The organism is Streptomyces sp. NPDC001890 (assembly GCF_042891445.1).
Taxonomy (GTDB): Bacteria; Actinomycetota; Actinomycetes; order Streptomycetales; family Streptomycetaceae; genus Streptomyces.
Genome location: NZ_JBIATE010000037.1, coordinates 19,948 through 43,854 on the forward strand (window position 1 = coordinate 19,948; position 23,907 = coordinate 43,854).

Consider the following 23,907-nt stretch of genomic DNA (forward strand, 5'->3'; position numbering starts at 1 on the left):
CCTGAGCTGTGATCTGCCGAGTTCTACTCGAAGTTGGCCCTCGCCCGCTTGTCGCCAGCGTGGTACGACGTACCGGCTTCGCGCACCTTGCGCGAGATCTCGCTCAGGGCGTTGTGAATCGCCGTGGCGTCGTTGTCCCAGCCCTTCTGAGCGGTGTCGTAGGCGCTCTTGGCCTCACCCACCCAGAGCTCGGACACATTGGCGATCATCCGCTTGATGGCCGCAAGGTCCTCCTGGAGCTGCTTGCTCTGCCGGTCGATGGCGCCGGCTGCGAGGTCCAGGCTCGCGTAAGTGACAACCATCGTGCCGTCGTTGTTGCCCGACATGCGGTCCTCCCGTGTTATCTAGGTTTGGTATGAAGGCCTCGTACGTGGAACGTGCGCGTCGAGGTCAGAAGTTGTTGAGGTTCGAGGTCCTGGCCTCAGCGCCGGCGTCACCCGAGTATCCGCCCACGACGTCGACGCCCTGGAGAGCCGCCTTGATCTCGTCCTCGGTGTTGCCCTTGATGGTGCGCGCTGCCTTGATGGCCTCCTGGAAGTTGAGCAGCCGATGGGCAATGCTGACCATCTTCCGGTTCACCTCTTCCTGCTTCGCGTTGAAGGCGCCGGCACCGATGCCCTTCCAGTGGCCTTCCAGGCTGTCGATCGTCCCCTGGAGCGTCTTCAGCTGGCCCTTCACTGAGTCGAATCGCGTGGAGAGCTCACCCTCCAGCTTGAGGAGTGCGGCATCTGAGAGCTTCTGATCAGCCATGATCTCGGCTTCCTTCCTGGTGCTCTTGTTCGGCCCGGCTTTGCTCGCCGGTGGGTACGGGTGAAGAACGTGGGTTCAGCAAGGTCGGTCAGGCGGTCCGGCGCTTACGGACGAGCACGAAGGCTCCGCCGCCGAGCACGATGACCGCGACCGCTCCGCCGATGATCAGGCCGAGCGGACTGCCGTCGTCCTTCTCCTTGCTGGAGCCTGCCACGACGGCGTCGTCAGCCGTTTCCTTCTTCGGAGGCTGTGACGAACCTGGTGCGGAGGCGGCAGGAGAGGCCGAGGAGCCGGACGTCTTTTCCTTGGTGAGGGGGCTGATGTCCGGGGCGCCGGGGTTTCCCTTGCCCTTGAGGATGTTGACGGCCGGACGGATGATGCCGTGTCCGAGGTAGTTGCTGAGAGTGCCCTTCTCCCAGTCGCCTCGTCCAGCCGTATCGAAGAGGACGTTGAGAACCTGGTTGGCCGTCCAGTCGGGGTGGGCGGACCAGATCAGGGCGGCGGCGGCTGACGTGATGGCAGTGGCTTGGCTGGTCCCGCCGTTAGAGTCGCAGTAGCCCTGAAACTTTGCATCGCACCACTTCGGAATCCCATCTCCCGGGGCGGCGATATCTACAGCGCCCCCATGCTGGGAATATGCGGAAGCCTTGCCGCTGCTGTCAGTTGCAGCAACGCCGACCACCTGCGGGTAAGCAGCCGGGAACTGCTCCTTGTTGCCTTCTTTGGCATTGTTTCCAACTGCCGCAAAGAACAGCTTCCCCTTGCTTTGCGCGTATTCAGCCGCTTCTTTCTCCCGCCGATCCGAAAAATCACTACTAGATGACATGCTGATGATTTGCGCATCACTGTCCGCTGCGGCGCGGATAGCGTCTCCAGTGTCATAGGCATTCACCGAACGCCCATTCTGAAATTCAGTATCAGTGATACGCATCGGGATAATCTTCGCGCCCGGGGCAAGCCCTTGCAGCCCCCCGCCTCTACCCGTTCCGGCGATCAACTCAGCCATGGTTGTGCCATGCCCGCGATAGTCGTCGTATTCATCACCGTCGGCCCCGGTAGCGTCAAACCCCTTCAGAACCTGCCCCTTCAGTGATGGCGTGGATGGGTTGACGCCAGAGTCGATGACAGCAATCTTGATGCCTTCGCCCGTGGTGACCTTCCACATCTCCTCCGCACGCATGGCGCTGAGGTACCACTGCTTCGATTGCACGTCCGCGGCTGCCGCAGAGGGGGTGACCCCCGCAAATCCTGCACTCCAAGCAGCAACCACAGCCATCGTGCCAAGCAGACGCCCTCGCAATCCGACAGACATACGGCGCTTCCGGGTCTGGCCCATTCCTGCTGTCATCCTGACTTCCGAACCTTCCCTGTACCTACTCGATCACCGGTGGTGCAGCTCCACGCCGTCCGGCCTCCCACGTCTCTCTGTCTTCCGTCAGGTAGTCAGGGCGCGGGGTATCGCCGTTCTGATCCTCGTTGTCGGAGTCCCGTCGCCCTGCGGGACCACGTACAAGGCCTGTGCCCCCAGTGGTGAAGCCTCTTGCACCCGAGCCGGATCCAGCAGCATTGCGAGGCGTGCCCACGACGCCCTTCGAGCTGGGAGTCCCCCGCCCGCCGGGTCGAGTCGCAGTGTTCGTTCCGCCCGCTCCGATCACTCCGCGCTGTCCGGTGCCGATAGCCGTTCCGCGCGGAACTCCGCGAGTCCCTCCGGACGAGTCCGTTCCCGGAACGGTGCGCTGTGGGGTCCCCCCTACGATGGCCCGGGCGCGCCCAGTACGCGGGCCAGGGGACTTGGAGGTGTTTGCAGGATTACCCATCATGGGCGGCCTGCCACCGGTCACGCTATTCCGACCAGCGGCGGGTGGCTGGCTCCCGCCTCCACCAGGGCGTCCAGGCGTGCCTGAGCCCGGGCCACCGCCAATGGGAGCCGGACGCCCAACCGGCGGGCCGGAGCGCCCAGTCATCGTAGGTCCGCTGCTCGTGGGGCCACTCTTTCCGGGCTGCGCAATTGTTCTGGGCAGCCCGGTAGGCGGCATGGAACGTCGCGAGCCACCGGCCACAGGGTTCACAAACTCATTCGCCATGGGCGGATTCGGGCCTGTACTCGGGCCCGTGGGATTTGAAGTCGGCGGCGCGGGGGGCGTATCGGGAAGGGTCACGGGGGCTGGCGGGGCCTTCACACTGTCGATCTCCGTCGAAGTGCTTGTGTCCGGCGCGGGTGCAGTTCCGAGTGCCTCGATTGCAGCTCTGTTGCCGGTGCCGTCTGGGGTGCCGGTATCAGCCGTGACAACGCGCTCCGAGTGGCCCTTCGGTGTGTTGCTGCCCAATGTCTCAGAGCTCGTGGACGATCCTCCGCGTCCATCGTTTTCCCTGAAACCATGCGGTTTCGGCATCGCAACATCAAGCTTCTTCTCGAACCGCGGCGGCGCCTGCGCCGCCAGCGTCTCCTCCGACACCGCGTAGTACGACGCCAGCCTGTTCGCCTGGTTGATGGCCTCCTGGCGGTCCTTCTCGACCTTCAGCGCCGCGGCGTACTCCGGGTTGCCCTCGACCCGCTTCGGGGCCTCGATCTTCTCGACGGGCTTCGGGTCCAGGCGGGTGTCGCGCGGCGGCAGGGACTTGCGCACCGAGGCGAGCCCTGTGCCGGCGACCGTGATCTGGATTCCGGCCGTCTCCGCGAAATCGCCCAGCTTCAGGGCGTGGGCGACCAGGCCCGTGCCCCAGTCGCGGAAGGCGGTTCCGGACTCGCCCTCCCAGTCGACGTCCTTGATGAAATCGCCCAGCTCGTTCGCGGCCTTGGCGATGGCTCTCCTTGCCGTCAGGAGTGCCTCACCCGCGTGTTCGAGATGCTCCGGGTTGGAGTGCTCGATCAGGTCGATCATCGCGTTGAGATCGAAGCCCTCGAACGAAGTCCGTCCCGAGGTGCCGCGCGAGCCCCCGAAGGGGAACAAGTCCATGACTTCCTGGACCTGCCGGTTGACATCGGTGGCGATCAACTGGTTCTGGACGCGCTGCTGGTCCTGCGCCTGCTGTTCCTTGGGGGTCAGTTCCGGCTTCTTGTCGTCGCTCATCAGCTGTCCCCCAAGTCGTCATAGGCAGAGCCGGTCTTACCGTCGGAGCGCGGCTGCTCGGGCTTCTCCCCGTGCGCCTTCTCCTGCTCCTTGTCCAGGCGCGCCTGGATCTCGTAGAAGCGGCGCCGCACATCGTCGTCCACGTTGTCGAAGCCGACGGCCGCCGCGTGCACGCCCAGGTTCAAGTACTCGATCTGGTCGCCGAGCGACCTGGAGAGCGAGACGAGTGCCTCGTGGACGCGGTTGTACTGCGTGTACAGCCCGTCCGCCTCCGCGAAGCACGCGTTCTGGCCGCTCAGGGCGGCGCGTGACACCGTCTGCTCCGCAATCTTCGACTTGCCGGCCGCCGAGCCCTCAAGCTCGGCGAGCAGCGTGTTGACACGCCCTCTGAACTTCTCCAGCGCGCCAACACCGCGCCGGAGGTCGCCTGGACCGGCCACGATCCTGCCCTCCCCGTTTCCCCGTTTGCTCGGACTTCCGCGCGTTGCTATCGCATCCGCGTGAACCTGTCCGACCTCATTCCACAAACCCTAGTCACTGGCTACGACAGGGCCAACCTTCTTATCCATCACGTAACTTCGGCAGAGCGATTCCCGGTCGGCCTGCGCGTGGACCTCCGTCGGGCATCGCGCACGGCCACGGCGACGCCCGCAATCGCGGCGACCAGCACCGCCCCGCCCACCACCACGTAGGTCGCCAGGCGTGCGTTGCGTTCGTCCGCCGTTTCGCCCAGGTGGAGTTGGGCCGGTGTCGGTGCTTCGCCCTTGCTCACGCCTTCGTGCGCCACCGGGTGCTCGATGGGCTTGTCGTCCTCCGTCAGGGCGCGCACCGGGTCGACGACGCCCCAGCCCACCAGGTGGTCGTGGCCCGCTACCGAGCGTTCCGCCGTCTGCTGGATCTGGGCGACGATCTGTTCCTGCGTCCAGTCCTGGTGCTTGGCCTTGATGAGAGCGGCGACCCCCGCGACGTACGGGGCCGAGAAGCTGGTGCCGTTGTCGGCGCAGTGTCCGCCGCCGGGGACCGTCGAGACCATGTCCACGCCGGGGGCGGCCACGCCGACGAAGTCGCCGGACTGGGAGAAGGCCGCCCGCTCGTTGTTGCGGTCCGACGCGGCCACGGCCAGGACACCCGGGTACGAGGCCGGGTAGGTCTTCTTGACGTTGCCGCCGAGCCCGTCGTTGCCGGCGGAGGCGACGATCACGATCTCCTTGGCCAGGGCGGCGTCCACCGCCTGTTTCAGGGCGCTCGCGGGCTCCACGGCGTTGGCCGTGTCCTGGGAGATGTTGATCACGTCCGCGTGGGCGACGTCAGCTGCGTAGCGGATGGCGCCGGCCAGCGTTTCGGCTGTTCCGTGGCCCTCGGCGTCGTTCTGCTGGAGCGGGATGATCGTGGCGTCCGGGGCCAGGCCGGTGAAGCCGGTGCCCTTCACCTCGCGCGCGGCGATGATCCCGGCGACCTTGGTGCCGTGACCGACGGTGTCGGTGGTGCCGTTCTCCTTGCCGCGCTCGATCTTGTTGCCGTTCTCGTCCTTGATGTTCTTGTCCAGGAAATTGCGGCCGATCCTGGTGTCCACGGCCCCCTTGAGCTGGGGGTTCTTGATGTCCACGCCCGTGTCGATGACGGCCACGCGAACGCCCTTGCCGGTGGACTGCTTCCACAGTTCGTCCATCAGGACGCGCTGCAACGACCAGGGGCGGCCCGCGTACTTCTTCGAGGGGAAGGTGCACTGGGTGGAGTCCTCCGCCGCCGCGGGCAGTACCGGCAGCGTGACGAAGAAGACGGCGGTGGCGGCCGCGAGGGTCAGCGGACGCCGGTACGGAGAGGAGTGCGTCGTCATGTGGACACGCCCCTCAGGAGCCCTGCGGCTGGCGGGCCGCGCCGGTCGACAGGCGTGGTCCCGTGGGCAGGAACGAGGACCAGGCGGCCGGGACGGGAGCGGGCACGACGTCCTTGTATCCGAGCCGGTTCTGCGCCTGTTGCGCCTCCTGCTGCCGCTGCGCCCGCTCCTCCTTCGTTCCCGATTCACCGATGCCGGAGTCGCCCTGCTCGCCGTCGCCGTTGGACTGCATGGCGTAGCGCAGACCGGTGTCGGTGACCAGGAAGAGGGGGCCGGAGTCGGCGCTCGACCCCTTGAACTGCCGGAAGAGCTGGCCTGATCCGGGGGTGACGTAGGCGCTGCTGGAACCAGTGGGAAGCGTTGCCGGGAAGCCGGTGCCCGCCCAGGTGCTGAGTGTGGTGGCACCGTTCTTCGTGTCCACGCCGCGCAGGACATTGCACACGGTGTTGCGGCTGCCGGCCGCGGCGCTCGCGGAGTTGACGGGCTTCGGCTCGCTCTTGGGCCAGTCCATGTTCTGCCCGAACGCCTCGCCGGGCACGAACGCCGCCGCGCTGACCGGCCGCGCGTGGCCGTCCTGGCCGAGCCTGACCAGGTCCCGGCTGTTGAGCAGGAGCTTCGCGACGAAGTCCGATACAGGGGCGACCCGGCCGCGCAGAACCACGTACTGCTGGGTCCTGGTGCCGGACGTCGCCGAGAGGACCATGCCCACCTGGTTCATCTCGGCCGGCAGCTCCCCCTTGATACCTGCGGCGGTGCCGGGGGCATCGGGGAGGGTCGGGAAGTCGACCGCGTCCCCGGTGTGCAGAGTGGCCAGCCACGCGGCGGAGACCCGCTGGGGAGTGCGGCGGTCATCGAGCAGGGCGCGCAACAGCAGTTCGTCCTTCTTCACCTTGTACGCCTTGCCCGTGGCGTCCACGATGTAGCGGGTCCTGTCCGGTCCCGGTCCCTCGACGTACATCAGCTCACCGCCGTGCAGCCGGTCCGCGCCCTCGGTCTTCTTCTGGTCGCGCTCCGCGAGGACGAACGCCGCCTTCTGGATGGCCCTGCCGCCCTCGCCGGGCCGCTCGCAGACGGCCCATCGCTTCTTCGAGCCGGCTTCGTCCTTGTCCGGCAGCCGGTCGGGGGCGTACGGGATGCCGAGCGTGGCGCCGTGCGGGATCTTGCCGTCGTCGAGGACCGATTCGTCGACGTTGATGACCGTGCCCTTGTCCGGGTCGAGCAGGAGCTTGGCTGAGGCCATGTTCAGCACCGGATGGAGCTGCGTCTTGCCGTCGGTCTTCAACACCACGTACCGCGTGGTGGATTTGCTGGCGATGATGACGTTCTCGTACGGGGTGTCCCACTTCTGGGGTGCCACGGGTTTGAACATCCCCCAGGCTCCGAACGCCGCGATGACGACGACGCCGACGATCGTGCCGGGCACCACCGCGCGCAGGGGGCGCGGCGCGCCCTCCTCCGAACCGCTCGGGTTGGGTTGCAGGAACTGTGCGATCAACCTCCGCTTCGCGAAGGTGTAGGCGTTGAGTTCGTCCCGCCGTGATGCCATCTGTCCGCTGCCCCTTTTCCCCAGTGAGTGACCAGGTTCCCATACGCACCGTGGGCCTCTGTCGCCGACTGGGTTCACAGGCACGCCTGTTGGTACTCGGCCGTTACTGCTCAGGTAGGGTGATCGCCCGGTCAACACCCGTGAAAAAACTGTACATACGGACACATAGGGGGCAACGCGGCGATGGGTGCAGCGACGCGTGAACGCACGGGGCGATCGACGCATCGAGCGTCCGGAAGTTCCCGACGGCAACGAGGCAATGAGCCCACCGTCGCACCACCCGCCCCGTCGGCGAGCGCACCCGCGGCGACGACCCTGCGCTCGATCTCGCGGACCGGCCGCCCGGCCACCGTGCTGCGGCAGTTGGTGCTCTTCGAGGCGGCCCTGGCGTTCGCCGCGGTGGGCTTCGCGCTCGGCGGCCCCTGGCTGGTGCCCGGGGTCTCGGTCGCCTGCCTGCTGGTACTGCTCGCGGTGGTACGTCGCCGGGGCCGGGCCGTACAGGACTGGCTGTCGACGGCGCTCGCGCTCCGCGACCGCCGGCGAGCGGCCGTGGCGTCCGACGCGGATGCGGAGCCGCAGCTGGCGCCGGTGGCGGAGAGCGTGCCGGGCTTCGCCCCGTACATCTACGTCGACCGGGACCGCCGCACAGTGGGCATGGTCGGCGACGGTACGTTCCTGACGGCTGTCGTACGGGTCGAGGCCAGCGGTGAATCGCTGCGCCAGGCGCGCGGTGCGCGGGCGCTCCCGCTGTCCCTGCTGGGCGACGCCCTCTCGGTGGACGACATCGTGCTGGAGTCCGCGCAGCTCGTGCAGCAGGTACGCCCCGCTCCGGCCCAGCACCTGCCGCAGCAGTCGGCGGCGCGGCTCTCCTACGCCCCGCTCCAGGAGCAGATCGGGGCGCCCGCGCTGCGGATGACCTGGGTGGCCGTGAAGCTGGATCCGGAACTGTGCCGGGAGGCGGTTGAGGCGCGCGGGGGCGGTATCGGCGGGGCTCAGCGTTGTCTGGTCCGGGTCGCGGACCATGTGGCGAGCCGGATCACCGGGGCGGGATTCCGGGCCGTGGTGCTGGACCAGGAGGAGCTGAACTCCGCCGTGGCCACGTCCGCTTGTGCAAATCCCATTCTCTCGGCCCGCGCCGGACGCCCGGATGCCGCGGCGCAGCGGCGGACGACGGAGACGACGAGGGTCTGGCGGTGCGACGACCGTTGGCACACCGCCTACGCGGTGGACCGCTGGCCCGAGCTGGGCCGGGGGGCGACCCCGCTTCCCCGCCTCGTCTCGCTGCTGACCTCGGTCCCCGCGTATGCGACGACCTTCAGCCTGACGGTGCGAAGCGGTGCGCGCCAGGGCGAGGTCTCGGTGTCCGGCCATGTGCGGATCACGGGCGGGTCCGATACGGAACTGGTCGGAGTACGAAGGACATTGGAGCAAGCCGCACGGCACGCCAAGGTCGGTCTGGTGCGGCTGGACCGCGAGCAGTTGCCGGGTGTGCTGGCGACGCTCCCGCTGGGAGGCGCACAGTGACGAATCGCACCGAGCCGAGGCGGGGACTGCGCGGTCCGCGCCACGCGGGGCACACGCTGGCCGCGGAGCACCTGGGCGCGCTGCCATTGCCGGTCGGGGACGACGGCGTGATCATCGGCACCGATGCCGAGGGGCACCCGCAGCTGATCGGGTTCCACCGCCCGGCACCGTATGACGTCCTGCTGATCGGCGGCCTATGGACGGCGCAGGTGCTGGCGCTGCGTGCGGCGGCCACCGGGGCGCGGGTGGCCGTCGAGACCGGGCGCACCCAGGCGTGGACGACCCTGGCGCAGGCCGCGGGTGCCGGTCTCGAATGCGTCTCCCTGCATGACGTGGGCCGGGTTCCGCCGACCGGAGCGACCGTGGGCAGCCCGGTGGTGGTGGTGCGGGACTGCGGGATGCGCCCGCCCCGTGGCCGGGTGGTGTCCTCGCCCTGGCAGTCGGTGCTGACGCTGCTGCCCTATCTGAGCCCGGTGGCGCCCCGGTTGATGCGGTCGTCGACGCTCGTGGGTGTCCAGCGGGTCTCGCCCGCGGAGGCGGACCAGATCGGCCGGATCCTGGGGCTCGCCCGCGCCGAGAGCGAGGCACTGCCCACCCTGGCGGACGGTGTCACGCTCTGGGTGGCGGGCGGCGAACGCCATTGGGTGATGACGACTCCGACGGACATAGAGACCGGGCTGCTCGGCACCGCTCGCCGGATGGACTGACCGGACGGGCTGACCGGGAACTGGCCGGGAACTGGCCGGACGGGGACTGACCGGATGGGCTGAACTCTTCCGTTCGCGACCCTGGACCTGCCGCTTCCGGAAGGATGGCGGGGGAACGACACCGCTCGATCGAAGGGACGCCGGCATGGGCACCCAGCAGGAAAAGGAAGAGCTCTACGCTCTCGACATCTCGGATGTGAAGTGGCTGAGCGCACCGGGGACCGAGGACGTCGAGGAACGGGTCGAGATCGCGCATCTGCCGGGCGGTGCGGTCGCCATGCGCTCGTCGTTGGACCCGGAGACCGTGCTGCGGTACACGGAGGCCGAGTGGCGTGCCTTCGTACTGGGCGCACGGGACGGTGAGTTCGACCTCACGTAGGCACGGGCCGGGTGAAGGGGTGGCTGCCCGGTGACGGCGACCACCCTTCACCTCCTCCGGATATGTCGCGAATCAACGGCTTCGGTCCGTGTGTTCCGCCGCGTTCGGTCTCCCGGGGCGAGTACGTGATGCACGGGACAGTTCTTGCGGTGCCGTACGCCCTGCCGGAGCGGGCCCCGTGACGATTAGGGTGGGTCCGGGCGCGGCAGAGGAACCTGCGGGCAGGCAATGCGTGTCCCAGGGGGAGAGCCGGGCGGTCGGACAGACGGAAACGGTCGCCCCCACCCACCACGGCACAAGGGTGCTCGACCACACCAGGAGGCAAAGTGAACGGCGATCGGGACGAGATCCGCGGGGGCTGGAACAAGCCCGTCGACGAGTCGTCCGACGCGGAGCCCGCAGAGATGACGGGTGAGTTCACCATCGACTACACCCCTCCCGCCTGGTACACGCAGAACGCGCCGGGGGACTCGTCGGGGGGCGCCGGTACGCATCTGGCGCCGCCTCCGCCGCCGAGCGGAACGCCGCTGTCCGTGCCCCCGCCGTCTCCCGGGGGCGGTTTCGACTCCGACTGGACGCCGGCGCCGCCCGCACCCATTCCCGCACCGCCCGCGCCCGCGCCGGCCGCACCCATGCCGGCGCCGGTTCCCGTCCAGTCATCGGCGGGTGACGCCGCGCCTGTTCCCACGGGCGGGACGGGGGATTCCGGCGTCGTGTCGGACCCGTTCGGGGGCGGGGACGTGGAGAGCGGCTCGACGATGCGGTTCTCGCCGGCCGCGCTGAAGCGGCAGATCGCGGAGATCGAGGGGCGCTCGGCGGACGAGGCCGGGGACGGGGACGACACCGGGAGCGGCTCGGGGCCGGACTCGGACGCCGGCTCGGGCCCCGCGGAGACCGGTGCCGGTGACGGTGCCGGTGCCGGTGACGGCGGTACGGGTACGGGTGAAGCGCCCGGTTCCGGCTCTGCCTCCGCCTTCGCGCAGTCTTCGGACGCGTCCGCCGAGGAGCCCGACGATGCTGCCGCTCCGGACCTCGGCGCGGACTCGGCCGATGCCCCGGCGGACGGGCCGCAGGACTCCGCTGCCGCCCCTGCCCTCACCGACGCCGCCGTCGCGGACGCGGCCCCCCAGGACGTACCGCCCGCCGACGCGCCGCAGGGTGTCGTCGCCCCCGTCGCGCCGAGCCCCTGGACCCCGGCGCCGCCGCAGGGCGCCCTGCCGCCGCTGCCGCCCGCCTTCCAGCCCGCCGCGTCGCAGCCCGCCGCACCCCAGCCGGCCCAGCAGTGGCCCGCTCCGGGCCCGACCGGCCAGGCACCCGGCGGCTACGGATTCCCGCAGACCGGGGCGGCCCAGCCGCCGCAGGCACCCCAGCCGCCCCAGGGCGGTTACGGATTCCCGCAGCAGCCCGCTCCCCCGGCTCAGCAGACCCCGCCCCAGGGCGGCGGCTACGGATTCCCGCAGGCGTCACAGCAGCCTCAGGCACCGCACCAGCCTCAGGCGCCCCAGGGAGCCCAGCCGGCGCAGGGTGCTCAGTGGCCCGCGCAGCCGGGCACACCCCTGCCGCCGCAGGTCCCGCAGGGAAGTCAGGTCCCGCAGGGAAACCAGGCCCCGCAGCCGCCGGCCCCGGCCACGCCCCACTTGCCCGCGCAGATCACCCCTCAGCAGCAGGCCCAGCACCAGCAGGGTCAGCAGCCTCAGCAGGGTCAGCACCCCCAGCAGGGACAGGCCGTCGACCCCCGCACCGGGGCCGCCTGGCCGACCCCGGTCACCCATGACCAGCGCGAGCGTTCCGTGCCCGGCGCCCCGCTCGGCTACACGGCCGCCGTGGAGCTCTCCTCCGACCGGCTGGTCCGGGGCAAGCAGAAGGCGAAGAGCAGCCGCACTCCGTCCGGCGCCTCCCGCTTCAAGCTGGGCGGCAAGAAGGAGGAGGCCGAGCGGCAGCGCAAGCTGGAGCTGATCCGTACGCCCGTGCTGTCCTGCTACCGGATCGCGGTCATCAGCCTCAAGGGCGGCGTCGGCAAGACCACGACGACCACCGCCCTCGGCTCGACCCTGGCCACCGAGCGGCAGGACAAGATCCTCGCCATCGACGCCAACCCGGACGCGGGCACGCTCGGCCGCCGGGTGCGCCGCGAGACCGGTGCCACCATCCGTGACCTGGTCCAGGCGATCCCGTACCTCAACTCGTACATGGACATCCGCCGGTTCACCTCGCAGGCGCCCTCCGGACTGGAGATCATCGCCAACGACGTGGACCCGGCGGTCTCCACGACGTTCAACGACGAGGACTACCGGCGCGCGATCGACGTGCTGGGCAAGCAGTACCCGATCATCCTCACCGACTCGGGCACCGGCCTGCTCTACAGCGCGATGCGCGGGGTGCTGGACCTCGCCGACCAGCTGATCATCATCTCGACGCCGTCGGTCGACGGCGCGTCCAGCGCGTCCACCACGCTGGACTGGCTCTCCGCGCACGGGTACGCGGAGCTCGTGCAGCGCTCCATCACCGTCATCTCCGGGGTCCGCGAGACCGGCAAGATGATCAAGGTCGATGACATCGTGCAGCACTTCGAGACGCGCTGCCGCGGCGTGGTCGTCGTACCGTTCGACGAGCACCTGTCGGCCGGCGCCGAGGTCGACCTCGACATGATGCGGCCCAAGACCCGCGAGGCGTACTTCAATCTCTCCGCGATGGTCGCCGAGGACTTCGCCCGTGCCCAGCAGCAGCAGGGGCTCTGGACCGCGAACGGCTCCACCCCGCCGCCGCAGTACGCCCCGCCGATGCCCGGCCAGCAGCAGTACGCCCCGCAGCAGCCACAGCAACCGCAGGCGTACCCGCAGCAGCAACAGCAGGCGTACCCCCAGCAGCAACAGCAGCCGTACGGCGGTCAGCAGCCTCCGCAGCCGTACCCGCCGCAGCCCGGCCCCGCCGGACCGCAGCAGAACGGCTGGCAGCAGGGGCAGCCCGGCCAGCCGGTTCCGCCGGAACTGCAGGGTCCGGTACCGCCCGCCGGATGGCCGCAGCAGCCGCCGCCAGCGCCTCAACAGTAAGGCATCAGAGGTCTAAACCAATGAGGGCCCGCACCGTCTCCACAGTGCGGGCCCTCCTTGCATTCCCGCAGACCACACGCGGTTTCGATGACCGTTGACGCAGCTCGACCCCCGCTGATAAACCTTCGCTTCACCAGCTGGCGAACCACAGATCAACCCGCCTTCTCCGTGCGAGTCATGACGCGAGGTCCCTGACCATGGTCGAAAGAGTTCCACCACGCTCCGCCCAGCCACGCTCACGTCTGCGTGTTCTCCTGGCCTCCGGTGCCGCCGCCCTGGCGCTGGCCGCCGGTTCCATCGTCCCGGGTGTGCCGCTCGGTGCCGCGCCGCAGCAGGCGCAGGCCGCCGACAGCGGAAAGTCGACCGGGAAGTCGACACTGACCGTCGCCGTCGCACAGAGCGTCGACTCGCTGAGTCCCTTCCTCGCTCAGCGGCTCATGAGCACCAGCATCTCCCGGCTCATGTACGACTTCCTCACCAACTACGACCCCAAGGACAACCACGCGATCCCGGGCCTCGCCACCAAGTGGGAGCCGTCCGCGGACAAGCTGACCTGGACGTACACCATCCGGTCCGACTCCAAGTGGTCGGACGGGCAGCAGGCCACCGCCGAGGACGCGGCCTGGACGTTCAACAAGATCATGACCGACGAGGCCGCCGCGCAGGCCAACGGCAACTTCGTCGCGAACTTCAAGAAGGTGACGGCTCCCAGCCCCACGCAGCTGGTCATCGAGCTCAAGGAGCCGCAGGCCACCATGGCGGCACTCGATGTGCCGATCGTGCCGAAGCACGTCTGGGAGAAGGTCGGTGACTTCGCCAAGTTCAACAACGACAAGGCGTTCCCGATCGTCGGCAACGGGCCGTTCGTCCTGACCGACTACAAGGTCGACCAGTACGTGAAGCTCAAGGCCAACAAGGACTTCTGGCGCGGCAAGCCGAAGTTCGACGAGCTGGTCTTCAAGACGTACAAGGACCAGGACGCCGCGGTCGCCGCGCTGCGCAAGGGCGAGGTCTCCTTCGTCGCCGGCTCCCCCGCGCTGACGCCCGCTCAGGCCGCGTCCCTCAAGGGCGAGAAGAACGTCAAGGTCAACGAGGGTCCGGGCCGCCGCTTCTTCGCACTGGCCACCAACCCGGGCGCGCAGACCAAGGACGGCAAGAAGTTCGGCAACGGCAACAAGGCCCTTCTCGACCAGAAGGTGCGCCAGGCCCTCTTCCTGTCCATCGACCGCAAGACCATCATCGACAAGGTCTTCCAGGGCCACGCCGTCGAGGGCCAGGGCTACATCCCGCCGCGCTTCTCCGCGTACCACTGGCAGCCGACCGCCGAGCAGAGCCTGGCGTACGACCCGGCCAAGGCGGCCGAGCTGCTCGACGAGGCGGGTTACAAGCTCAAGGGCGACCAGCGGGTCGGCAAGGACGGCAAGCCGCTCGACCTGCGCATCCTGTGCCACGCCACGGACCCGAACGACAAGGCGATCGGCAAGTACCTCAAGGAGTGGTGGGGCAAGCTCGGCATCGGCCTGAAGGTCGAGTGCTTCGACGACGCCTCGGTGCCCTGGTACGCCGGTGAGTACGACCTCGCCTTCGACGGCTGGTCCGTGAACCCGGACCCCGACTTCGTCCTCGGCATCCACACCTGCGCCGCGCTGCCGGTCAAGGCGAAGGACAGCGCCGCCACCGACAACTTCATCTGCGACAAGAAGTACGACGAGCTCTACAAGAAGCAGCTCGCCGAGTACGACCCGGCCAAGCGGGCCGGCATCGTCAACGAGATGCAGTCGTGGCTGTACGACTCCGGGTACATGAGCGTCATCGCGTACCCGAACGCGGTCGAGGCGTACCGCACCGACCAGATCAAGTCGATCACGACCATGCCCGAGGCGGCCGGCAACATCTACGGCCAGGACGGTTACTGGAGCTGGTGGTCGGCGGCTCCCGCTTCCGGCGGCGGTTCGGACAGCTCCGGCGGGTCGAGCTCCACCGGCGTCGTCATCGGCATCATCGTGGTGGTCGTGGTGCTCGCCGGTGGCGGGCTGTTCATCGCGAGGCGCCGCCGCAACACGGCTGACGACCGCGAGTAATCACCCGGACGGGTCGAGGGTCGGGAGGGGTCGGCCGGGGAACATTCACCTCGCCGGCCGGCCCTTCCACGTGCAGCACGAGTAACGAGAGTTCCCCATGACAGCTGACAGCACTCCGGCGCTCGTGCAGATCGCGGACGCGGACACCGACGGCCCGGCTCCGGCCGGCCCGTCGGCCGCCCGCGGTCCACGGGCGCGCAACACCAAGGCCTATCTCCAATACGTGGCGGCCAAGATCGCGGGAGCAGCGGTCTCGCTGTTCGCGGTCCTGGTCACCAGCTTCTTCCTCTTCCGGCTCATTCCCAGCGACCCGGTGAAGCAGATGACGGGCGGCCGACCCGTGTCCGCGGAGCAACTCCAGTCGCTGCGGCGCCAGTTCGGCCTCGACCAGCCGATGTGGCAGCAGTTCACGAGCTACGTCGGCGACGCCCTCACGGGCGACTTCGGCACCTCGTTCCAGTTCCACGCGCCGGTCATCGACAAGATCACCGAGGCGCTCCCGGCGACGCTGCTACTGACCGGCACGTCGTACGTCCTGTACACCGCGGTCGGGATCTGGCTCGGCACCCGCACCGCCTGGCGCAACGGCTCCAGGAGCGACCGGTTCAACACCGCGTTCGCGCTGACGCTCTACTCGGTGCCGTCGTTCTGGCTGGGCCTGCTCCTGATCATCGTCTTCTCGGTGGGCATCGGCCCGATCCCGGGGATGTTCCCGACCGGTGGCCTGGAGTCGGGCAACGAGACCGGCTTCGCCTACGTCCTGGACGTGGCGCACCACCTGGTCCTGCCGGTGGTCACACTGGTCGCCGTCGGATACGCGCAGACGCTCCTGGTGATGCGCTCCTCGCTGCTCGACGAGATGGGCAGCGACTATCTGACGACGGCCCGCGCGAAGGGGCTGCGGGACGACGTCGTGCGCCGCAAGCACGCCGTGCCGAACGCGATGCTGCCGACCTTCACCCTGATGTTCGTGAACCTCGGGCATGTGGTCGCCGGACAGATCCTGGTCGAGACGGTGTTCTCCTGGCCGGGCCTCGGCGGCCTCTTCTACCAGGCGCTCAGCGTGCCCGATCTCCCGCTGGTGCAAGGGCTGTTCTTCGTCTTCGCCACCGCGGTGATCCTGGCGAACACCCTTGCCGATGTGCTCTATCCGCTGCTCGATCCCCGGGTGGGCCGATGACGACCGAATCCATGCCCACGCCCACGCCCACGAAGGCGGAGCCCGCGCAGAATCCGCGCGCCCTGGCCCGCGCGCGCAAGCGCCGGTCCGCCGCCCGCTTCTGGCGGGAGTACCGCGGCCACCGCAGCGGACTGTGGGGTCTGGGCGCGCTCGTCCTGATCGCGCTCGTCGCCGTGTTCGCGCCGCAGCTCGTCGGTGCCGACTCGCAGAGCGTCACCGACGCCCCCGGTGGTGCCCTGGAGTCGCCGAGCGGTGAATTCCCGCTCGGCACCGACCAGTTCGGGCGCAGCGTGCTGGCGCTACTGGTGTGGGGCACCAGGGTCTCGCTGACGGTCGGCCTGCTCGCGGCGTTCCTGTGCGTCGCCATCGGTACGGTCGTGGGCATCGTCGCGGGCCACTTCCACGGCTGGTACGCGACGGTCCTGATGCGGATCACCGACTGGTTCCTGGTGATGCCGACCCTGGTCCTCGCGATCGCGCTCGCCACGGTGATGGACCGCTCGATGTGGACGGTCATCATCGCGATCGGGGTCACGACCTGGCCGACCACGGCCCGGCTGGTCCGGGCCCAGACGCTCGCGGTGGAGTCCCGCCCGTACATCGAGCGCGCCCGCGCGCTGGGCGGCGGCCACGGGCACATCATGGTCCGGCACGTGCTGCCGAACGTGATGCCGCTGGTGCTGGCCCAGACCACGCTGGTGATCTCCAGCGCGATCCTCACCGAGGCCACCCTGGCCTTCCTCGGTCTCAGCGACCCGACCACCACCTCCTGGGGCGGCATGCTCCAGGACGCCCGTGAGGCGGGCGCGGTCAGCGCGGGCGACTGGTGGTACCTGGCACCGCCCGGCATCGCCATCGCCCTGGTGGCCCTGGCGTTCACGCTGTGCGGCCGCGCCATCGAGTCCGTCCTCAATCCCAAGCTGGGGGTGGCCCGTTGAGCACGACGAGCATCCAGAAGGCACCACTTCTCGACGTACGGGACCTCACGGTGACGTACGCCGGCGGGGCGCAGGCCGTCCGTGGTGTGAACCTCCGCGTCGACGCCGGGCAGAAGCTCGGCATCGCCGGTGAGTCGGGCTGCGGGAAGTCGACGCTGGCGCTCGCGCTGCTGCGGCTGCTGCCCGCCGGCACGAAGGTGTCCGGCCGGATCCTGCTGAACGGCGAGGACGTCCTCGCCATGAAGTGGGGCCAGGTCCGGGCGGTGCGCTGGGCGGGGGCGTCGATCGTCTTCCAGGGCGCGATGCACTCGCTCAACGCGGTGCACCGCATCGGGGACCAGATCGCAGAACCGATCCTGCTGCACAAGAAGGCGACGCAGGCCGCGGCGGCGAAGCGGGCGGGCGAGCTGCTGGAGCAGGTGGGGCTGCCCGCCGCCCGTGCCTCCGCCTATCCGCACGAGCTCTCCGGCGGTCAGCGCCAGCGCGTGATGATCGCGATGGCGCTGGCCTGCGACCCGGGGCTGATCATCGCGGACGAGCCGACCACGGCCCTCGACGTGATGATCCAGGCCCAGATCCTGCGGCTGATCGAGCAACTGGTGTCCGAGCAGGACCTCGGACTGATCATGATCAGCCATGACCTCGCGGTGCTCTCGGACACCTGCGACCGGCTCGCGGTGATGTACGCGGGCCGGGTCGTCGAGGAGGGCCCGGCGTCCGAGGTCTACGAGAACGCGCATCACCCGTACGGCAAGGCCCTGTCCGGCGCGTTCCCGCGCATCGGCGACCCGGCCTCCCGGTTCGCGCCCCGCGGGCTGCCCGGCGATCCGCCGGACCCCTCGGCGCTGCCTGGTGGCTGCACCTTCCATCCGCGCTGCCCGGCGGCCCTGGAGTCCTGCACGACCGAGGACCAGGAGCTGCGGGACGCGGGGCCGGGGCGGCGGGCCGCCTGCGTGCTGGTGGAGCCGGCGACGGCCGCGGCCCAGGCCCTGCCGGGCGCCGAGGAAGCAAGGAGCACACCATGACACCCACCCCTCCCCTGCTCAGCGCCCAGGGGTTGCACGTCACCTTCCCCGGCCGGCGCGGGGCCGCCCCGGCGCGTGCCGTGGACAGCGTCGATCTGGACATCCGGCCCGGCGAGATCGTCGCGCTGGTCGGCGAGTCGGGCTGCGGCAAGACGACGCTGGCCCGTTCGCTGCTGGGCCTGGTCCCGCCGACGTCCGGGCAGGTCACCTTCGACGGCAAGCCGCTCGACTACGCGAGCCGGGCGCTGAAGACGTACCGCAAGCGGGTCCAGCTGGTGCTCCAGGACCCCAGCGGTTCGCTCAACCCGAGGCACACGGTGTACGACGCCGTCGCCGAGGGGCTGCGGATCCACGGGTACGCCGGGGACGAGCGGGAGGCGGTGGCCGGGGCGTTGTCCCGGGCCGGGCTGCGTCCGCCGGAACGATTCTTCCTGCGGTATCCGCACGAGCTGTCCGGCGGTCAGCGCCAGCGGGTCGTGATCGCGGGCGCGCTGGTGCTGGAGCCGGAGCTGATCGTGGCCGACGAGCCGGTGGCCTCGCTGGACGCCTCGGTGCGCGGCGAGATCCTGGCGTTGCTGCTGCGGCTGCGGGACGAGCTGGGCCTGTCCGCGCTGGTGGTCACGCACGACCTCGGGCTGGCGTGGAACATCGCGGACCGGGTCGCGGTGATGTATCTGGGGCGGATTGTGGAGACGGGCAAGGTGGAAGAGATCCTGACGGCTCCTCAGCACCCTTACACCCAGGCGCTGTTGTCGGTGCTGCCGGAGTCCGGGGCGGAGCCGGTGATCCTGACCGGTGAGGCGCCGGACCCGTCCAGGGTGCCGTCCGGCTGCCGGTTCCACGCCCGCTGCCAGGTGCTGGCCTCGGGCGAGGCGGAACGGGCGGGCGTCGCGGACGCCTGCCGCACGAAGGACCTGCCGGTGCTCGCGGGTGGCGAGGAGACCCAGGTGGCGTGCCACTGGGCAGCCGCCGCCGCGAAGGCACGGGCGTAGGGTCCTTCGTCCGGATCAGGGCCACGGCGCGGGGCCGGGACCATCGTCTTCCCGACGGTCCCGGCCCCGCGTCCTCCCGTGCGGGAAGAGGTTCAGCCGCGCTCGTACGCGGCGATCAGCTCGCTGCACCGCTTCACATCGGCGGCCATCGCGACGAGCAGCTCGTCGATCGAGTCGAACTTCAGCATCCCGCGCACGTACGCGAGGAAGTCCACCGAGACATGGAGCCCGTACAGATCGAGGCCGACGCGGTCGATCGCGTACGCCTCCACCGTCCGCTCCGTGGCGTCGAACTGCGGGTTCGTGCCGACCGAGATCGCGGCGGGCATCGCCTCGCCGTTCACGTTCAGCCAGCCCGCGTAGACGCCGTCGGCGGGGATCGCGGTGTGCGGCAGGGTCTCCACGTTGGCCGTGGGGAAGCCGAGCTCACGGCCGCGCTGCGCGCCACGGACCACGATGCCCTCGACGCGGTGCGGACGGCCCAGGATCTCGGCGGCGCCGCCGACGTCTCCCTCGGCCACCAGCCGCCGGGTGAGGGTGGAGGAGAACGGCTCGCCACCGCCCGCCTCGCCGCGCACCCGCAGGTCGATGACCTCGACGCGGTAGTCGTAGGTCTCGCCGAACTCGGTGAGCAGCTGTACGTTGCCGGCCGCCCGGTGGCCGAAGCGGAAGTTCGGCCCCTCGATGACCAGCTGCGCGTGCAGCTTGTCGACGAGCACCTTCACGATGAAGTCGGCCGGTGCCAGCTTCGAGAACTCGGCGGTGAACGGCAGGATCAGCACCGCGTCCACCCCCAGCTCCGCCATCAGCTCGGCGCGCCGGTGGTGCGGGGCGAGCAGCGGCGGGTGGCTGCCGGGCCGTACGACCTCGCTGGGGTGCGGGTCGAAGGTCACCACGACCGACGGCACGCCCAGCTCGCGGGCGCGCTCCACGGCCCGGCCGATGATCAGCTGGTGTCCGCGGTGCACCCCGTCATAGGAGCCGATGGTGACGACGCTGCGTCCCCAGTCCTGGGGGATGTCCTCCAAGCCACGCCAGCGCTGCACTCTGACCGCTCCTCGCCCGAACCTGTGTACGTGGGTTTGTCTCTTACGCAGGTCTAAGACTGCCATGCTCACGCCGCGCGGCCCGCATCGGCATCGTCTTCGGGCTCTCCAGCTCCTCCATCGTCCGCCGTGCGCCGGGGCCGACGAGCTCCGCCCATTCCTGTGGGGCCTCGGCCAGCCATCCGGTGACCAGTGCGGCGAATCCGGGCACGTCACGGGCGAGCTCGACCAGTCGGCGGTCGAAGCGGGCCGCGCCCTCGGGGGTCCGGGCCAGCAGGGTCGCGGTGCGGTGGACCAGGGCGCGGGTACGGGCGGGGGCGCGGGTCCCGGAGCCGGTCGCGGCGGCCCGCAGCAGCGCGTCGAGCACGGCCGGATCCCGGTGGGCGTCCTGCTCGAAGTCCAGCAGGATCTCCAGCAGCTGTTCCCGCAGCGGGGCGGAGGCGGTGCTCCCCGGCGCGGCGAGCACCCCGGCGAGCGCGCCGCGTACCGGTGGCGGCACGGGACGGTCCCGCAGCAGCCCGGTCACCAGGGGCAGCAGCAGGGCGCGGGCGGCAGGGCCGCGCTCCAGCCTCCGGTCGAGGTACGAGGCCGCGTGCACGGTGTCGTCCGGGTGGCTGTCGATGTAGGCGCGCACCAGTCCGGCGGCGTGCAGGGCGAGCGCGGGGGCGTCGATCCCGGCCAGCGCGCACAGCGTCTCGCCCGCCCCGTCGTCGGGCCGGGTGAGCCGTTGTCGGTATGCGGCGAGCACCGGCTCGGGGTGGGAGGGCAGGGCGACGGCGAGCGCCTCGGCGGACGGCGCGGGCCCGCCCGCGACGAAGGCCCGGAGCGCCTGCGGAAGGTGACGGTCCCTGGTCCCCGGGTCCTGTACGAGGAGGGTGAGCGCGGCCCCGTGCAGGGCGGCGTCCGCGGGGCGGGCCAGCAGGGCCAGGGCCGATCCGCGCAGCAGCCCACGGTCGAAGTCGCGGGTGGCGTGGGCGGCGGTGACCAGCGCGTAGGAAGCGGCGGCGGTGCGGTGGGCGTCCCGGTCCTCGTCGTGGGCCCAGCGGTGAACGGCCCGGCACAGCGCGGCGGGCTCGTCCTCGGCCAGCGTGGCGAGCAGCTCCTCGGCCCTGGGGTGGGGGGTCGAGACGAGCGCGTCGGTCAAATCGTCGACGGCCAGGTCCCGGCGTGCGTAGAGGAGCGCCTGGGCCGCCGCCGCCACGGTCGGCCGCAGCGTGTCCCCGTCCCCGGCGGGCAGCGGCCGCTCGTCGGTGAACCAGTCGCAGAGCAGTGGCTGCACGGTGCGCGGCCGGTCGACGAGCCGCCGCGCCACGGCGTCCAGGAACCGCTCGCCGCTGTCGCCGGGGGACGTGCCGCAGGCGCGGTCGTCCTCGGCGCGGGGTTCGCCGGGGGGCGGGCCGTCGGCGGGGACCAGCCGCCGGAACAGGTCGATCCGGTCCTTCTCGGAGAGCCTGAGCCGCTGCCAGAACCAGGGCCCGAACGCGGCGTACGTCCCCGGCCCCGCCGGCCCGCCCGCGGCTGCCCGGCGTACCACCCGGCCGGTCAGGAGCCGCAGCACGCCGAGATGCGGACGGGCGTCGGGCACCCGGAGCAGGGTCTCGGCAAGCAGCCGGACCGCCCACCAGCGGGCGTCGTGCCCCGGTGCGCCGCCCGCCCCGTCGCGGCCGGTGGCGGTGTCCGCCGGGCCGGACAGCCGGTCCAGCGCCGCGATGAGATCGGCCAGCTGGTGGGAGAGCGCGGCGGGCCCCCGGCGGCGTCCCAGGAGCAGCAGGGCCTGGATCACCGGGCCGATGCGGTGGCGGGGTACGGGCAGGGTGCGCGGCCCGGTCGCCGGCTGCCTGGGCCGCGGGACCCGGGGTTCACCGGCCGCCGCCCCCGGCGGCCCGTTCCGCTCCTCCCGCGCGTGCCACCGGTGGACCAGCGCGTACAGCGCCGCGTCCACGTCCAGGTGGGCGCCCTGTACCCAGTCCCCCAGCTCCTCGTGGGCGAAGCGGTACCCGGCGCCCGCCGGGACGAGCAGGCCCTCGGTGAGGACGGCGGACGCCCAGCCCGTGCGCCACGGGAAGACCTCCTCGAAGGCTTCCCGGCCCAGCTCCCCCTGCCCGGGGCCCAGACAGCGCCGCGCCGCCTCATGGACCTGCCCCGCCACCCGAGCGGCCAGCCTGCGGACCGCGCCGCCCCCCGGCGCCCGGCCGGACGCGGCCGCGATCCGGACCGCGATGCGCAGACACATCAGGTCCAGGTGGGCGGCGAAGACCTCTTCGGTGTCGGGCTGCCCGGCCACGTCCCCGGGCAGTGCGGCCCGCACCTCCGCGAGCAGGCGCAGGGTGAGCGGGTGCCGGTCGTGGCCGGGGGCGAGCGCTCCGGGCGGGAGGGCGTACCGCTCGGCGGCCCGTTGCGCCTGGACCGGGGTGAGGTCGCCGAGGCGGACCGCCAGGGGCAGCCGGCCGGCCGGCCTGGCGGGGCGGTGGAGCGCGCCGGGCGGGCAGAGCGCACCGGCGCGCTCCCAGTACTCGGGCCCGCAGGCGACCACCAGCCGGACCCCGTTGCCCCGCAGCCAGGCGACGGTGGCGGCGGTCCACCGGGCCGACTCGTGGGCCAGGGCGGGGGGCATCTCCTCGGGGCCGTCCAGCAGGACGAGCAGCGGGCTCCCGGACTCCTCGGCCAGCCGGGCCACCCGCTCGGGGGTGGCGGCCGACATGTCGCCCCCGGCTCCGGCGGCGGTGACGATCCGGCCGGCCCGGCGCAGCGTACGGGCGACGGCGTCGGCGACCGAGGTGTCGCCGGCCAGCAGATCGGCGCCGCGCAGCCAGAGGGTGGGTGCGGGCACCGGGCCGCGCGCCCGGCGTGCGGTGAGCGCGGCGAGTTCGGTGGTGCGGCCGGTGCCCGGTGCTCCGACGAGGGCGAGGACGGCGGCGGGGCCGTCCGGCGGGGACGAGGACCGGTCCGGGGCCGCGAAGGCGGCGAACTCCGCGATGACGTCCGGGCGTTCGACGGGATCGGGGGAGGCGTCCGGTCCGGTCGCCGAGCCGAGCGAGGTCGCGGTGAGGTGCAGGGCGCCCGCGAGGTTCAGGTCGCGTCCGTACCCGGGCACGCTGGTCGCGTTGCGCCGCAGCAGCGCGTCGAGCGGACCTTCGGTGCCCATTGGGCTCAGCGGCACGGCGAACCCCGCGCCCGTGTGCCCGGCGCGCAGCGTGCTGCCCAGCACGGCGATGACCGCGCCGCTCTCCGGGTCGACGACCGGCCCGCCCACGGCCGTCCCGCCGAGCCGCAGCGCGTCCCTGCCGTCCGTGCCGAGCGCCAGCTCCAGCGCCGCACCGATCCGGTGGCAGCGGCCGTTCGCGGTGTACGTCACGGGGGCGGTGCCGAGCACCCGGGCCTCGCGCCAGCCGTGCGCGGCGATCGTCACGTACGTACCGGCGTCGATCCGGTCCCGCAGGGCGATCGGGACGGGCTCCACGCCCAGTTCGGCGGGGCCCCCGGTGTGCAGCAGGGCGAGGTCCAGCGCGGGCAGTGCGGTGATGTCGTCGGCCTCGACGGTGCGGCTGCGGCCGCCCGCGCCGTGCAGCACGAACCGGGTGCCGCCGTCGACCGCTTCATGGCTGGTCACCACCGTGCCCCGGTCGTCCGCGACGAACCCGGTCCCTCGCGGCCGACCGGCCGAATCGCAGATACGTACCAGCGCTGCCCGGTCCCCGCTTGCCATGGTCCGAACGTTAGGTCCGATGATCAGCGCCTGGGCCACTCGGAGTAAAAGCGCCCCCGAATGCACCCCTGATTC

At 70.9% G+C, this 23,907-nt stretch carries 18 protein-coding genes; 9 read left to right on the forward strand and 9 right to left on the reverse strand.

The window, feature by feature from the left end; translation table 11 throughout:
• Positions 1-23 precede the first annotated feature (23 nt).
• From ACFYY1_RS39310 to eccB, 7 genes are all read right to left on the reverse strand, one after another.
• Positions 24-326 carry a WXG100 family type VII secretion target gene (locus ACFYY1_RS39310; RefSeq protein WP_388594494.1) on the reverse strand — a complete coding sequence of 101 codons (303 nt, stop codon included), beginning with the start codon at positions 324-326 and terminating at the stop codon, positions 24-26.
• Positions 327-390: 64 nt separating this feature from the next.
• Positions 391-750 (reverse strand): WXG100 family type VII secretion target, encoded by a 360-nt coding sequence (locus ACFYY1_RS39315; protein WP_388594497.1) that lies wholly within the window; start codon positions 748-750, stop codon positions 391-393.
• Positions 751-838: 88 nt separating this feature from the next.
• Positions 839-2,098: a S8 family serine peptidase gene (locus ACFYY1_RS39320; protein WP_388594500.1), complete on the reverse strand. Its 1,260-nt coding sequence runs from the start codon at positions 2,096-2,098 to the stop codon at positions 839-841.
• Between the two features lie 25 nt (positions 2,099-2,123).
• Positions 2,124-3,821 carry a hypothetical protein gene (locus ACFYY1_RS39325; protein WP_388594502.1) on the reverse strand — a complete coding sequence of 566 codons (1,698 nt, stop codon included), beginning with the start codon at positions 3,819-3,821 and terminating at the stop codon, positions 2,124-2,126.
• A complete protein-coding gene (locus ACFYY1_RS39330) occupies positions 3,821-4,264 on the reverse strand; it encodes a hypothetical protein (RefSeq protein ID WP_388594559.1) in 444 nt (147 codons plus the stop codon). The genes ACFYY1_RS39325 and ACFYY1_RS39330 overlap by 1 nt, the downstream gene beginning before the upstream one ends.
• A gap of 125 nt (positions 4,265-4,389) precedes the next feature.
• Entirely contained in the window at positions 4,390-5,658 is a 1,269-nt protein-coding gene (gene mycP, locus ACFYY1_RS39335) for a type VII secretion-associated serine protease mycosin (RefSeq protein WP_388594505.1), read from the reverse strand.
• A gap of 13 nt (positions 5,659-5,671) precedes the next feature.
• A complete protein-coding gene (gene eccB, locus ACFYY1_RS39340) occupies positions 5,672-7,204 on the reverse strand; it encodes a type VII secretion protein EccB (RefSeq protein ID WP_388594507.1) in 1,533 nt (510 codons plus the stop codon).
• A 183-nt stretch (positions 7,205-7,387) separates the two neighbouring features.
• Between eccB and eccE the strand changes: the two genes are divergently transcribed.
• The 9 genes from eccE to ACFYY1_RS39385 all read left to right on the forward strand — a co-directional run bounded on the left by eccE (position 7,388) and on the right by ACFYY1_RS39385 (position 19,080).
• Positions 7,388-8,728 carry a type VII secretion protein EccE gene (gene eccE, locus ACFYY1_RS39345; RefSeq protein WP_388594509.1) on the forward strand — a complete coding sequence of 447 codons (1,341 nt, stop codon included), beginning with the start codon at positions 7,388-7,390 and terminating at the stop codon, positions 8,726-8,728.
• Positions 8,725-9,435, forward strand: coding sequence for a hypothetical protein (locus tag ACFYY1_RS39350; protein WP_388594511.1), 711 nt, complete (start codon positions 8,725-8,727; stop codon positions 9,433-9,435). The genes eccE and ACFYY1_RS39350 overlap by 4 nt, the downstream gene beginning before the upstream one ends.
• A 145-nt stretch (positions 9,436-9,580) precedes the next feature.
• Positions 9,581-9,814: a DUF397 domain-containing protein gene (locus ACFYY1_RS39355; RefSeq protein ID WP_388594514.1), complete on the forward strand. Its 234-nt coding sequence runs from the start codon at positions 9,581-9,583 to the stop codon at positions 9,812-9,814.
• Positions 9,815-10,140: 326 nt separating this feature from the next.
• The gene (locus tag ACFYY1_RS39360; protein WP_388594516.1) at positions 10,141-12,864 is read left to right on the forward strand and encodes an SCO5717 family growth-regulating ATPase; all 2,724 of its coding nucleotides are present in this window, start codon (positions 10,141-10,143) and stop codon (positions 12,862-12,864) included.
• Positions 12,865-13,061: 197 nt separating this feature from the next.
• On the forward strand, positions 13,062-14,945 hold the full coding sequence (locus ACFYY1_RS39365) for an ABC transporter substrate-binding protein (RefSeq protein WP_388594519.1): 1,884 nt from the start codon (positions 13,062-13,064) through the stop codon (positions 14,943-14,945).
• Positions 14,946-15,042: 97 nt separating this feature from the next.
• A complete protein-coding gene (locus tag ACFYY1_RS39370; protein WP_388594521.1) occupies positions 15,043-16,125 on the forward strand; it encodes an ABC transporter permease in 1,083 nt (360 codons plus the stop codon).
• Positions 16,122-17,063, forward strand: coding sequence for an ABC transporter permease (locus tag ACFYY1_RS39375; protein WP_388594522.1), 942 nt, complete (start codon positions 16,122-16,124; stop codon positions 17,061-17,063). Before ACFYY1_RS39370 ends, ACFYY1_RS39375 begins: the two co-directional genes overlap by 4 nt.
• Positions 17,060-18,088, forward strand: coding sequence for an ABC transporter ATP-binding protein (locus ACFYY1_RS39380; RefSeq protein ID WP_388594524.1), 1,029 nt, complete (start codon positions 17,060-17,062; stop codon positions 18,086-18,088). Before ACFYY1_RS39375 ends, ACFYY1_RS39380 begins: the two co-directional genes overlap by 4 nt.
• A complete protein-coding gene (locus ACFYY1_RS39385; RefSeq protein WP_388594527.1) occupies positions 18,085-19,080 on the forward strand; it encodes an ABC transporter ATP-binding protein in 996 nt (331 codons plus the stop codon). The genes ACFYY1_RS39380 and ACFYY1_RS39385 overlap by 4 nt, the downstream gene beginning before the upstream one ends.
• A gap of 92 nt (positions 19,081-19,172) precedes the next feature.
• Here the strand turns inward: ACFYY1_RS39385 and ACFYY1_RS39390 are convergent, their stop codons facing one another.
• Positions 19,173-20,126, reverse strand: coding sequence for a bifunctional riboflavin kinase/FAD synthetase (locus tag ACFYY1_RS39390; RefSeq protein WP_388594529.1), 954 nt, complete (start codon positions 20,124-20,126; stop codon positions 19,173-19,175).
• A gap of 43 nt (positions 20,127-20,169) precedes the next feature.
• Positions 20,170-23,832, reverse strand: a complete 3,663-nt coding sequence (locus ACFYY1_RS39395) for a trypsin-like peptidase domain-containing protein (protein ID WP_388594531.1) — start codon at positions 23,830-23,832, stop codon at positions 20,170-20,172.
• Positions 23,833-23,907: the final 75 nt, after the last annotated feature.